Genomic DNA, 12,490 nt, shown 5'->3' on the forward strand with positions numbered 1-12,490 from the left:
GCTGAGCCCTACTATAACCGATCGATTGTCGATGATTGCTCCGCAATCACAACGTTATTTTTCAATTCATGACGGCATGGCAATCGAATCAACCCATAGAATAAAACCGTCATCGAATTCGTTGAATCCGGATTTCGGATGCGTCCTGCCCCCATTGCCCCAACCTTAGCAGCGGTCTCGCTATGACTTTGATTTTCCGCCCCCTGATCTTCGTTGCGATGTTTGCCGCCGGGCCGTTGGGTGTGGTGACCCAGTGGATGGTTCCTCAAGCAAAGTGCAACGCGGACGAACTTGGTTGGATTCAGGTTTCCGCCGACGGCAAAGGATTTTCGTTGGCCGATTCGGACGACTCCTTCATCCCCTGGGGATTCAACTACGATCACGAAGGTGACGGGCGTTTGATCGAAGATTACTGGGACGACGAATGGGACAAAGTCGAGTCGGCGTTTGGCGAGATGAAAGAACTTGGCGCGAACGTGGTTCGTATCCATCTGCAGTTTGGCAAGTTCATGGAAAGCCCGTCGAACCCTAATTCGCGTTCACTCAAGCAACTTACCCGCCTCGTTGCACTGGCCGAAAAAACGAGACTGTATCTCGATCTAACCGGACTCGGATGTTACCACAAGCAGGATGTGCCACCGTGGTACGATAACCTGAGTGAGCAAGAACGCTGGGCGGCGCAGGCGGTGTTCTGGGAAGCGATCGCCAAGCAATGTGCCCAAAGCCCAGCCGTGTTCTGTTACGACTTGATGAACGAACCGGTGGTCCCCGGCGGAAACACAGCACGCACTGACTGGCTAGGCCCAGGGTTTGGTGACAAACATTTTGTGCAATTCATCGCACGGGATCGCCAAGACCGAGATCGCACCGAGGTTGCGCAGGCTTGGATTAAAAAACTCGTTGCAGCAATCCGTCAACATGACGACCGTCATTTGATCACGGTCGGACTCGTACCATGGAGCCTGGATCGCCCCGGAATGACCTCGGGCTTTGTGCCCGAACGAATCGCAGCCGATCTCGACTTCATCGCGATGCACCTATACCCCGAAAAAGGAAAAGTGGACGAGGCGATCGAAACGCTCAAAGGGTTTGCTGCTGCGGGCAAGCCGGTCGTGATCGAAGAGCTGTTTACACTGAAATGTGGGGCCGACGAATTAGGCCAATTTATCGACGAATCCCGTTCGTATGCCTCGGGTTGGATCGGATTCTATTGGGGAAAAACGCCAGCGGAGATACGGCCTGCGGCCACGATTCCCGACGCGTTGACCTTGGCGTGGCTCGAGTTGTTTCAGAGCAAGCGTGAATCGATCCTGGGACCACCGTCGTTGAAATTCTTGTCCAACGGCGTGACGGCGCATCGCGGTCATTCAGGCGAGTTCCCCGAAAATACGCTGGCCGCCTTTCGCAGCGGTATCGACGTCAGTGCCGACTGGATCGAATTGGATATCCTGCGTACTCGTGATGGGCAGTTGGTGGTCATACACGATCGAACGACCCAGCGTGTAGGCGATGCCGATCGAGTGGTTACCGAATCAAACTATGCGGAACTCGCCGAGATCGACGTTGCGACTGATTTCAGAAAACGCAGAGGCAAGTCGCTTATCGAATGTCCGCCCGCGAAAATACCGCTGTTAAAAGACGTGTTGACGATGGTGAAGTCGCAGGGACAGACGCGAGTCTCGATCCAGCCCAAGATGGATTGTGTTGCGGATGCGGTTTCGCTGGTCCGATCAATGAACGCCGAGCAATGGGTGGGATTCAATGATGGGAATCTTGAATACATGATTGAGGTAAAGCGGATCGCACCCGAGATCCCTGTGTTTTGGGATCGCGGCAAAGACACCGATATTGACAGAGACATCATGGTTGCGAAACAGCAACAATTCGAGTCGCTGGTGTTGCACCAGGATGGCATCACGCCAGAGAAAGTCGAACAGATCCGCGCGGCGGGAATTGAAGTAGGAGCCTGGACCGTCAACGATCCCGCGTCGATGCAGCGTCTATTGAAGATGGGCGTGCAGCGAATCTACACCGATCACCCAAGTTTATTGTTGTCGCTCAAAGCAGGACCATGAAGTCGCAAAAGCATTGCACGCGAGTCCGGGGGGGCGGGTGATCCTACTTGCCTTCTAAATTGATTAGCGATAAACTAAATACGGTACGTATGAAATCATTAGGAGGCGGGAGACTTGGCGAGCGGCGGACAGAAACGATCAACCGAAAAATGGCGTGAACTGGGTACGATCCAGGAGACGGTGGTGGTTGATTTGCGGCGGACCGACGACCAGTTCCAATATCATTTTGGCCGGCTGTTTCGAGAATATGGGCTGACCGAACCGCAATACAACGTACTGCGGATCCTTCGCGCGGCCGAGGAACCGCTCCCCTCGCTTGAAGTCGCCAATCGCTTGATCGCAATCACCCCTGCGATCACCAATCTGCTCGACAAGCTGGAGAAAAAGAATCTGATCGCGCGCAAACGATGCAATCAGGATCGGCGAGTCTGGTTTATCTCGCTGACGGCCAACGGAAGCAAATTGCTCACGAAAATGGACAAACCCGTTGCGGCTCTCCACCAAAGCGTCTGCGAAGGGATGTCCGAAGCGGAGTGCAAACGGCTGATCAAATTGCTGGCCAAAGCACGTTCGTCACGAGTGATTGCCGAACAGAAACCCGCCTAGCCGTTCTTTTGAATTGAGCTCCTAGCTTTATCGCTAAATCATGGGAAGCAGAGCTAGCTTTCACAACGCATCTGGAAGCATCGTTAGACGTATAAACGACGGTCCCCTCGCGTATTCGCACGACCGGTCCTGGGCTAACGCTTGGCACGTTTCTCAAGCAGGTTAGAAAACGGTAGGTCAGAGATTAGGAAGACATGCCGCTAACCACATCCGCGATGGCCCCTTACTGTTTTCTTCTCTGATATTTTAATCAATCGATTGCATCCGGCCGCCATCATGCCCGACGCCATCGGCTCGCCCACTAAGTCCAGGACGGCCGGCTCGACAGACAAATGAAGGCGAAAACTAAAAAGACCACCGGGGACGTGAATGAGCAATCGTAGGGCTTGCTGAAATCGTTGACGGCGCTGGCATTGCCGGGCTTTGGAATGAAGCGAAATGCGTCTCCCCTGCTAGACCATGTAGCATTCTGCAAATCGACCGAGTACCATGTGGGGGGGCTGGCGGTACCCAGCGGCAATTCAGAGATGCGGGCGTTTTCTTTCAAAAAAAAATATGATGGTCGCTTTGCGCCCTGATTTGATTTTGAGTTCGCCGTTTTGGCCAGCGGATCAATGAACTGCACTCCGTAGCACCAAAATCCTATTCACATCCTTTTGGAAGCAGGTTTGTTTATGTCCGAGACAATTGATTCAGAAGACCGAATTACAGCACCATCGCGTCCCAACCCTTGGAGCCCTTTGCGTTCGCTTCGCCGTTGCGGTCGGTGGGCCGTGCCAGCGGGAATCGTGCTGGCAAGCATCGTGGCCTTTGCGACGCTGCGATTGTTTGAGCCTCATTATGTTGGGGCATCCCTGTTGGGGGCCAACAACCAATTGATGCCTTTTCCAGGCGTAGGTCCAACGATTCAAGACTTGGCTAAATCGGAAAAGGACATCCTGTTTAGCCCCATCGTGCTCGAACCTGTTCTCGCCGATCCGAAACTGCGAACGGCCCCCAGTCTTTCGAATCCAAAATATACCGAGGTAAATCTCCTCAAAAACCTGTCGGTCACTGAGGCTGGAACAAAATCACGAATGATTGTGTCTTACGAGGATACGGACCCCGAAGCAGCAGCGATGGTTTGTAATGCAGTCGTCGATTCCTACCTGAGGCAGCGAGATACATTTGCTCGTCAACGCATTATCAGCATGGAACGCGAGCTTGAACCCGAGATCCAGCGTTGGCAGCAGGAGGTTGAACGAGGGCAGATAAAGGTCCATAAGCTGAGCAAAGATTTATCAGGTTCTGCGATAAGCCACCCGGCAACCGCCGCCGTAACCGAATCTAACTTACTGTTTCTTTCACAGCTCCGCACTCAGATCTCGGATGTGAAAACACGGCTTGAAGTTCTCGATGCGCAAGCCGCACTCGACGAGCCTATTGCGGAATCGCAATCGAACGAGGATCAATCCCAACTTGATCCTGAACGTGCGAGCTGGGCGAAGAAAATGAAACGAAAGCGTGCCCTTCTGGCAATTGAACTTGACGTCCTCAATAAAAAATATGATGAGGAACGATCGCAACTAGAGCGATTAGGCGGTTTCGATGCGCAGTTGCAATTTGCCAAAGCCGAACTCGAAATAGCCACAGATGTGCTGAGTAAGCTAAGTTCGAGGGCCGCAGCGGTTCGCACCGAGAGTAGACAAGTCGAAACCGTGCAGCTATTGGCTGCCGCGACACCGCCACATCAGCCGCTGCATTCGCTACCGCTGAAACGCGCCGCTGCATTTTCCGGCGTTGCATTTGCTTCGCCGCTGCTGCTTGGATTCCTGCTGGGGTTCAAACGGGATGACAACGACATCCACGATTAAGCAGGTGGGCAGAATGGATTGGGTGAAATTCTCTTAGCCGCTTGGGCGATAGCCCCGGCTGAACGTTGGAACCGTGGCTAGCGCTGGCAGCCCCGCATTCCGCTATCGTCGTTTTGCGACGGAGGGAGTCGGCACGTGTGTCACAGGTGATTGCGGACGAAGAACACGTTTGACCATTCTTCCTTATTGGCCCAATATTCGGCCGCCGGAAGCCTGGTGCTGCGTCAGGACTAGGAATTGGGGTGGACGCTAAACCCAAACTTAATAACGGGACGAAGTACTGGGAACGCACCGAATGCGGTAACACTCGGCGAGTAACGTCGCATTTACCCTAGCACTCCAACACATCACCAGAAAAACCAAGATGACAAGTCTGAAAGAGCAAACTGACGCACAGTTTGCGAAAACACGTCAAGCCAAGCCTGAATTTGCCCAGTCGATCGACGAACTTCTCGCGAAGGCTCGTGAGTTCCAAGAAGGTGGCAAAGCGATCGCTGTGGGACAACCGGCACCCGAATTTGCGTTGCCCAATGCGCAGGGCAAAACGGTCGCTCTTTCCGCTGTGCTTGCCGATGGACCGGCGGTGGTGATGTTTTACCGAGGAAGTTGGTGCCCGTACTGCAATCTGCAATTGCGGGCGATGCAGGCTCGGATGCCAGAGATTCGCGAGCTCGGTGCACAATTGGTTGCAATCAGCCCTCAGATGCCCGACGAGTCGTTGACACAGTCAGAACGGGACGAGCTTGAATTCACGGTGCTCTCGGACCAGGACGCGAGTGTTGCCGCAACATATGGTGTCGCATGGAAAGTTCCCGATTTGATTCTTGAGCATATGCGAAACGACCGCGGCCTCGACTTGTCAGCGATCAACAACGGCAACGGTAGTGTCCTGCCAATCCCAGCCACCTTCGTACTCTCACGTGACGGCGTCTCAGGTGACGGCGTCGTGGCTTGGCGATACGTCAATGTCGACTATCGCACTCGCGCCGAACCCAAGGACGTGATTGCAGCGATAAAGAACCTCGCTTAACTCGCGGGGCACACAATCAGTGGCGTGCTGCCATCACCGCGTCTCGCTCACGCATAAAAAAAGGGAAAGAAACGCAGGCAATGCGCGATTGCGATTGTGGAATCCGGGCGTGGAATCGATCAGAATGGGTGCCCACAGTTTGCCCACCCTCCTGCCCGCATCCATGCATCTTGGGATGCCTTCCTGACCACCCCTACAACTCTTCAATGAATCACAACCGCCGTCACTTCCTTGCTCAATCCGCTGCCGCGACAATCGGCGTTTCATTGGGCGCCGGTCTCAATGCTACTTTTGCCGACGACAACGCCAAACCCAAACGGATCCTGCTTCGTTCGTCGTGGCAGACCGTGAATATCGGCGACATCGCTCATACCCCTGGATTGCTGAGCATTCTGGAAACCCATCTGCCGGATGCCGAGATCGTCCTCTACCCTAGCAACGTTGATAACGGCGTCGATGAACTGCTTCGATCGCGATTTCCGAAACTCAAGATCGCCAAAAAGGGATCGCCGGAACTCGCCGAAGCTTACCAAACATGCGACTTCATGCTGCACGGGTCTGGTGCCTCGCTTGTCGCCGAGAGAGACGTTCGTCAGTGGCGTGACGAAACGGGCAAACCGTACGGCATTTACGGCATCACGCTTCCACCAAAAATGTCGCATGCCACCACCGCGACTTCGGCTGATTCACTACGCAAGACGGTCGATGTCCTTAGCGGAGCGAGCTTTGTCTATTTTCGCGATTCGAAATCGCTGGCGTTTGCGAAACAACTTGGGGTAAAGAGTCCCGTGATGGAATTTGGGCCCGACGCCGCCTTTGCCTGCGATCTGCGAGATGAGGAAAAAGCCAACGCGTTTTTACAGAAACACGATCTGCAAACCGGAAAATTCCTCTGCTGCATTCCCCGGCTCCGCTACACCCCTTACTGGACAATCAAAAAAACCGCAAAATTTGACAACGACAAACACCAACGCAACGGGATGATGAAGGAGCACGATCACGCTCCGCTTCGCGAAGCAATCATCCAAGTCGTCAAGCAAACTGACTTGAAGGTGTTGGTTTGTCCCGAGGACCGCACGCAAATGCAGGTCGGCAAAGAAATGATCTACGACAAGTTACCCGCGGAAGTTTTGTCACGGGTCGTGTGGCGGCCGGACTACTGGTTGACTGGCGAAGCAATCAGCACGTATGTCCGCAGCGCGGGACTGTTTGGTAACGAGATGCATTCGCCGATCATGTGTATTGGCCATGGAGTCCCCGCGATTGTTTGTCGTTTCGACGAACAGACGAGTAAAGGATTTATGTGGGAAGACATCGGGCTGGGGGATTGGCTGTTTGACCACGATGACGAATCACGCCGCCAACAGCTCGTGTCTACTGTTTTGGACATCGCGAAAAATCCCGGGGCGGCGAAGGACCAAGCAGCTCAGGCACGCAAGTTCGTTGAAAAACGGCAGCGGGAAACGATGCAGCAACTGAGCAGCGAGCTGGGCTAAACAGAAAGTCCATTGGGATGCGAGCGGGCGACACGGTTTTCCCGGTGCGTTGCGAATTACCCGTGCGTTGCGAGAGCGTCTAGATTCAGAACCTCCGTTGCACCTGAATCCACTAAGCCATCAACATCATAATCCGACACGCGAGCGAGGAAATCTCGATCTTGATGCGGTCCCGCGCTCACGCGTCGGGCTCTGTTTTTTCTAAGCTGGATGCTCTCTTACGGTCCACGACTCACTTCATTTCTACTGGACGCTGAAATGGGGGTGATGGAGAGGCGTGGACAAAACTCTTGACGCGTTTCGCTGCGGCCGTGGATGGGGCGGTGGATGGGGCTGCGTGCACACTGCTGTAGTGGTTATGATGCATGAACTTGTTCCCTCCACAAAATCGCCTTCCTACCGCTCTCTGATCCGATGAACACAACGGCAACGCGACTCTCCGCCGCTTTCTTATGTCTTTCGCTGTGCAACATGCACGGCATTCGCAGCACGGCGGGCGAAGAAACAGCGGCCTCGACCCAGTCTGCGAGTCCCACGCCGGCTCCGCCGCTGCGGATCGAATCGCCTCCGCAAGATTCGTCCTCGCATCTTCACAACCTCTTCCAATTGACCGAGCGGATCTATTCGGGGGCGCAGCCGGACGATGATGCCGCCTTTGCCGAGATTGCCAAATTGGGCGTTCGCACCGTGGTCAGCGTCGATGGAGCTCGGCCGGACGTGGCGGCGGCCAAGCGGGCGGGTTTACGTTACGTGCATATCCCAATCGGATACGATGGGTTGGATCAAGCCGCAGGCGAATCGATTGTCAATCTCATTAAAAACGCCGAGGGCCCGTTCTACATCCATTGCCATCACGGCAAACATCGCGGCCCCACGGCAGCCGCCGTCGCGTGCATTGCGGATGGGTCGGCCGACCACGAATCGGCAATGCATATTTTAGAAAAGGCAGGCACCAGCAAGCACTACCCAGGTCTGTGGCGTGACGTCAAATCTTTCAAAATGCCCGCCGACGATAAACCACTGCCCCCGCTGGTTCCGATCGCTCCGATCGATTCGATGGCTTCACTGATGGTGGCAATCGATCAAGCCAACGAACACCTCCATTCGTTTGCCGATGAGGACTGGGCACTTCTGGATTCGCATCCTGATTTACGTCCCGCAGGCGAAGCAACCCTGCTTCGCGAAGGTTTCCGAGAAGCTGTGCGTTTGAGATCATCATCCAAAACGAACGATCGAACCGGCGACGACGACGCGTACTGGAATCAAATGATTGCCGCTGAAAAAGTCGCGGCGAAGCTCGAAGACGCGATCCGAAATAGCGACCACACATCGGCGACTCGCCACTTGGATCAAATGGGCACTTTGTGCACAAAGTGTCACGAACAATACCGTAATTGACGGTTGACGTTGCTAGCGTTCAGGCGGCACAGCGAGAGCCGTCCGGTTGCAGCGTGAAAGACGTTCGATTTCGACCGGGCGGTCTGCGCCGCACCGCTACAAAAACCACCTGCAACCTCCGCCGAGACACGCTTGGGCGGAAGATTTTTTCACGGTCTGGATTCCCTACGAGTCCACGCCACTGGGGGCGTGGACTGTAACGATGCACCGAAAACGTTAGTTCGACGCCGCAGCAGTGTCGGGCAATTCACGAATCGAAACGTCTCGGAATTCAACGGGATCACTGTGACCAGCGAAACCGAAGTAACCCGACTTGCGATCCTTGCCCGGATGCGGTCGGTTGGCCAAGAATTCGGTGACATCCGCGACATCGCCGTCCAAAATCACGTTGCCGTTCAGCTCCACTTTGATTCGGCTGCCATCGACGGTCACTTCTTGGAAATTCCACTGGCCGGTTTCTCGCAAATAACCTCGTTTTGCTGCAATCATTCCGTAAGCACTGCCGTGATATTGGCGTGGGTCAAGCTTGGCGTACTTAGGGTGCTCTGAATCAAGAACCTGCAACTCGGTCATCGCTTGGTAGGCCGCATCGCCGCTAAGTGGCGAGCGAATTGCCAATCCGTTGTTACCACCAGGTGGCAGACGGAATTCAACGCGAGCGACGAAGTTGCTGTACTCGTCGTCGGTCAACAACAACCCACCGTGGCCGGCTTTGCAGCGAATGGCACCATCGACGACCTCGTAGTTATCCACGGCTCCTTGCCATCCGTCCAAATTTTCGCCGTTGAACAGCGACTTGAAAGAATCGTTATCGCGGCGGCTGAGGATTTCGTTTGCTTCGTCGCCACTAAACTCGCGAACGAACAGATTGCGCCAACGGATTTCGCCACCATGGGTTTGCAATTGAATGGGTCCCTCGACCGCGAGCGGCGATTTGCGATCCCAAAAGTTTTCCATGATCGCGTTATCGACGACCTTTTCGCCGTTGAGCCAAACGCTGGTGCGAGCACCAATTTGGCGAATTTTGAACGAATTCCATTCGCCGAATGGCTTGTCCGCCAACTTGGCGGGATCTTTACCGGGGGCGCCGGCGCTGTTGTTCCAAAGTCCACCGCTGCCGAGTCCCGCACCGATCTTGAATTTAGCTTCCTCGGTCGAATCCCAGATTTGAACTTGAGGCGTGCCCTTTAGGTAGATGCCGCTATCGGCGCGAGGCACGGTTTTGTATTCGAGCAACAATTCGTAGTCACGAAAATTGTCGTTGGTGGTCAGGTAGGGGCCCTTGCCGTCGTTAACCAATTCGCCGTTTTCGATCGTCCAGTGCTGCTTGGCTTCCGACATCCACTGCGATTGCTTCGCTTCTCGCTCCTCGGCAGGCATGTTGGCCAGCTCGGTGGGATTGAAGTGAGGACGAGCTTGCCATCCGTCGAGGGTTTTGCCGTCGAAGATCGCACGATAGCCTTCCGGAGGGGCTTCGGCTCGAACAACGCCGTTTGCACACAGAGCGAGCAAGGTCAAGGTAAGCGAGGCAAACATTCTTTTCATGGGTGGGTTCCTGGGAGGGAAATTAAAGGCTGGAAGCCAACAGTCTAGTTCAAAGGCACCGAAAAATGTTGCACCGATGCGTAGGAAGCATTGAAGATTTCCAAAGCGTGGCATTTGCAACGATCACGAACCACAGCAGGATGCTAAGGGCAAGGTCAATAGACTTTGCAGGAACGAAAAAGATCGCTCTTCAGCGAGCGAGTTTAACGAGAATCGCACTGCTGCAAACCAGCGTAAAAACGGGGGCGCAATGATGGCCCTAGTGACCGACTAAGGACGCCAGCTTGTCTTTTGCAGCCCCGGAATCGATCGTTTCAGCCGCTTTCTTGACCCCATCGCGAATATCACTCGCGACGCCCACCAACACTAGTGCTGCGGCGGTCCCCGCCAGCACGGCATCGCGGCACGGCCCGGATTCACCGTGAAAGACCCGGCGAATAATTTCGGCACTTTCGTTCGGATTCGCCGCCGCCAAAGCGTCTCGGGTCGTCTCTTGCAGCCCAAAATCGGCGGGCGTCCAATCGTAGGTTTTGTTTTCGGACGCTTGCACGTCGATGACATGCGTGGCTCCGTCGAGCGAGACTTCGTCTTGTCCATCGGCAGCATGTACGACAAACGAACGGGTGGTTCCCAGAGCTCCGATGGCGGCAGCCACCATGGTTTGGGTTTCGGGGGTCGAGGTCCCAAGCAATTGGTGGGTCGCCCCGGCGGGGTTACAGAGGGGGCCGAGCAAGTTGAATAAGGTTTTGACGCCCAGCTGACGCCGCACTCCAATCACATGCCGCATCGCCGGATGCAACTTGGCGGCAAAACAGAAACAAATACCATCACGATCAAGTCGCTGAGCGACCGACTCGGCGTCGGATTCGATCGGCACCCCCAAGACTTCGAGCACGTCGGCCGACCCGGTCAAACTGGTCGCGCGGCGATTCCCATGTTTCGCGACAGCGACCCCTGCTGCGGCGGCCACAATCGCCACGGCAGTGCTGATATTGAACGTCCCACTGCCGCTGCCGCCCGTCCCACAGGTGTCCAGCAGCACACGGTGAGAATGAGGAATTTGGGTCATGTGGCGACGCATTGCACGCGAAGCCCCGACCAGCTCGCTAACCGATTCCCCTTTTTCCTTTAGTGCAAGCAATAAATTTGCGACATCGCGTTCCTCGGCCTCGCCACGCAGCATCGCGTCAATCAAATCACTGGTTTGGTTTTCGTCCAGATCGGTCCCGGAATTGGCTTGTACGATTGCGGCCTGAAAAAGTGATGCCATAGCGAGATCTGAGGGTTCAACTAGAGAGAGGGAGGGAAGAGAATTTGAGTTAGGTCAAGTTTATACTGGGTTTAATCGCCATGATACGATATCCTTTTCGCTCATGCTGCGACGCCCCCCTCGCTCACGCCACGGTATTGAAACCAAAGAATTTCCATGACACGCAAAATCATTATCGATTGTGACCCCGGTATCGATGACGCCACGGCATTGTGTATGGCACTTTTTGACCCGAGGTTAGAGGTGTTGGCGATCACTGCAACTGCGGGTACGGTCGATGCCGATCAAGCCACGTCCAATGTGATCGCGGTGCTCCAACAGCTTGACCCCACCAAATATCCGCGGATCGGCAAAGCCGGGCATCCCGAAGATGCACCGGTTGTCGATGATCGCCATCTCAACGGCAATGACGGGCTAGGCGATTGCAACTTTCCCGAATCGGCGCGTCAACATTTGCCGGCAAGCGAAAAAGTCATCGCCGAACTCGCTCGCAAATACCCCAACGAAGTTACGGTGGTGTGCTTGGGACCGACGACGAACATCGCTCGCGTTTGTCGCCGAGATCCGGCGGTATTGCCACTGTTAGACAAAATTGTGATTGGCGGCGGATCGGTCTCGCATTCGGGCAATGTGACTGCGTCGGCCGAATTCAACATGTACTTTGATCCGGCGGCGGCCCAGGACGTGTTTGAATCCGCCACCACCAAGAGCTTGATTCCCCTTGATATCACCGATGCGATGAGTTTCGGGGTGGATCTGTTGGAAAAATTGCCCGCACGTTACTCCCGCGCCGGAAACTTGTTACACAAACTCATCCCCTTTGCGTTTCGCGCCGCGCATCAATTGCTCGGACGCGAACTGATCCCGTTGTACGATGCTACCACGATCTTGTCACTGATCGAGCCCGATCTTTTCACCTGGAAATCGATGGCAGGGAAAGTGGAAACCAATGGCGAATTGACCCGCGGCGTCACCGTGTTCGATCAACGTCTGCGACCGGAATGGCCCATCAACATGGAAGTCGCTGTGGATGTCGATGCGGACGAAGCTCATGAAATGATCATTCGTAGTTTGCGTTACGCGGGACAGCAAACATAGCGGACCCGCCGCACGATCGACAAATTCCAAGACGCAAAAATCGTATCAGAGAGCGTAAAAATGGAACACGTGGGGTTTCCGAAACCAGTATAATCATCGAGCCAGAGTTTCCCTCTCTC

The 12,490-nt window shown here is 54.7% G+C and carries 10 protein-coding genes; 7 read left to right on the forward strand and 3 right to left on the reverse strand.

What is annotated here, in order from left to right; all coding sequences use genetic code 11:
* The first annotated feature begins 182 nt into the window (after positions 1–182).
* Together ABD971_RS05845 and ABD971_RS05850 are read left to right on the forward strand one after the other, a co-directional pair.
* Complete coding sequence (locus tag ABD971_RS05845; protein ID WP_345320312.1) at positions 183–2,075, forward strand: glycerophosphodiester phosphodiesterase family protein; 1,893 nt, start codon at positions 183–185, stop codon at positions 2,073–2,075.
* A gap of 114 nt (positions 2,076–2,189) precedes the next feature.
* The gene (locus tag ABD971_RS05850) at positions 2,190–2,681 is read left to right on the forward strand and encodes a MarR family winged helix-turn-helix transcriptional regulator (RefSeq protein WP_339945010.1); all 492 of its coding nucleotides are present in this window, start codon (positions 2,190–2,192) and stop codon (positions 2,679–2,681) included.
* Between the two features lie 301 nt (positions 2,682–2,982).
* Here ABD971_RS05850 and ABD971_RS05855 read toward each other — a convergent pair whose 3' ends face one another.
* Complete coding sequence (locus tag ABD971_RS05855) at positions 2,983–3,306, reverse strand: hypothetical protein (RefSeq protein ID WP_345320315.1); 324 nt, start codon at positions 3,304–3,306, stop codon at positions 2,983–2,985.
* A gap of 49 nt (positions 3,307–3,355) precedes the next feature.
* On the opposite strand from ABD971_RS05855, the gene ABD971_RS05860 reads away from it, so the two are divergent.
* The 4 genes from ABD971_RS05860 to ABD971_RS05875 all read left to right on the forward strand — a co-directional run bounded on the left by ABD971_RS05860 (position 3,356) and on the right by ABD971_RS05875 (position 8,458).
* Positions 3,356–4,534, forward strand: coding sequence for a GumC domain-containing protein (locus ABD971_RS05860; protein ID WP_345320317.1), 1,179 nt, complete (start codon positions 3,356–3,358; stop codon positions 4,532–4,534).
* 364 nt (positions 4,535–4,898) lie between these two features.
* Positions 4,899–5,564: a peroxiredoxin-like family protein gene (locus ABD971_RS05865; RefSeq protein WP_345320319.1), complete on the forward strand. Its 666-nt coding sequence runs from the start codon at positions 4,899–4,901 to the stop codon at positions 5,562–5,564.
* A gap of 206 nt (positions 5,565–5,770) precedes the next feature.
* Positions 5,771–7,060, forward strand: coding sequence for a polysaccharide pyruvyl transferase family protein (locus tag ABD971_RS05870; protein WP_345320321.1), 1,290 nt, complete (start codon positions 5,771–5,773; stop codon positions 7,058–7,060).
* A 414-nt stretch (positions 7,061–7,474) separates the two neighbouring features.
* Entirely contained in the window at positions 7,475–8,458 is a 984-nt protein-coding gene (locus ABD971_RS05875; RefSeq protein ID WP_345320323.1) for a protein-tyrosine phosphatase family protein, read from the forward strand.
* Between the two features lie 216 nt (positions 8,459–8,674).
* On the opposite strand, the gene ABD971_RS05880 is transcribed toward ABD971_RS05875, so the two are convergent.
* Both ABD971_RS05880 and trpD read right to left on the reverse strand, forming a co-directional pair.
* Entirely contained in the window at positions 8,675–10,003 is a 1,329-nt protein-coding gene (locus ABD971_RS05880) for a 3-keto-disaccharide hydrolase (RefSeq protein WP_345320325.1), read from the reverse strand.
* Between the two features lie 259 nt (positions 10,004–10,262).
* Positions 10,263–11,273, reverse strand: coding sequence for an anthranilate phosphoribosyltransferase (trpD, locus tag ABD971_RS05885; RefSeq protein WP_339945019.1), 1,011 nt, complete (start codon positions 11,271–11,273; stop codon positions 10,263–10,265).
* Between the two features lie 156 nt (positions 11,274–11,429).
* Here trpD and ABD971_RS05890 point away from each other — a divergent pair, with 156 nt between their 5' ends.
* Positions 11,430–12,371: a nucleoside hydrolase gene (locus ABD971_RS05890; RefSeq protein ID WP_339945021.1), complete on the forward strand. Its 942-nt coding sequence runs from the start codon at positions 11,430–11,432 to the stop codon at positions 12,369–12,371.
* The last annotated feature ends 119 nt before the right edge of the window (positions 12,372–12,490 follow it).

The organism is Novipirellula rosea, from assembly GCF_039541335.1.
GTDB lineage: Bacteria > Planctomycetota > Planctomycetia > Pirellulales > Pirellulaceae > Novipirellula > Novipirellula rosea.

Bases quoted from the DNA above. Each gene is read 5' to 3' on its own strand.
- ABD971_RS05845 (WP_345320312.1), top strand. From the start codon at position 183: ATGACTTTGATTTTCCGCCCCCTGATCTTCGTTGCGATGTTTGCCGCC.
- ABD971_RS05860 (WP_345320317.1), top strand. From the start codon at position 3,356: ATGTCCGAGACAATTGATTCAGAAGACCGAATTACAGCACCATCGCGT.
- ABD971_RS05865 (WP_345320319.1), top strand. From the start codon at position 4,899: ATGACAAGTCTGAAAGAGCAAACTGACGCACAGTTTGCGAAAACACGT.
- ABD971_RS05870 (WP_345320321.1), top strand. From the start codon at position 5,771: ATGAATCACAACCGCCGTCACTTCCTTGCTCAATCCGCTGCCGCGACA.
- ABD971_RS05875 (WP_345320323.1), top strand. From the start codon at position 7,475: ATGAACACAACGGCAACGCGACTCTCCGCCGCTTTCTTATGTCTTTCG.
- ABD971_RS05880 (WP_345320325.1), bottom strand. From the start codon at position 10,003: ATGAAAAGAATGTTTGCCTCGCTTACCTTGACCTTGCTCGCTCTGTGT.
- trpD (WP_339945019.1), bottom strand. From the start codon at position 11,273: ATGGCATCACTTTTTCAGGCCGCAATCGTACAAGCCAATTCCGGGACC.
- ABD971_RS05890 (WP_339945021.1), top strand. From the start codon at position 11,430: ATGACACGCAAAATCATTATCGATTGTGACCCCGGTATCGATGACGCC.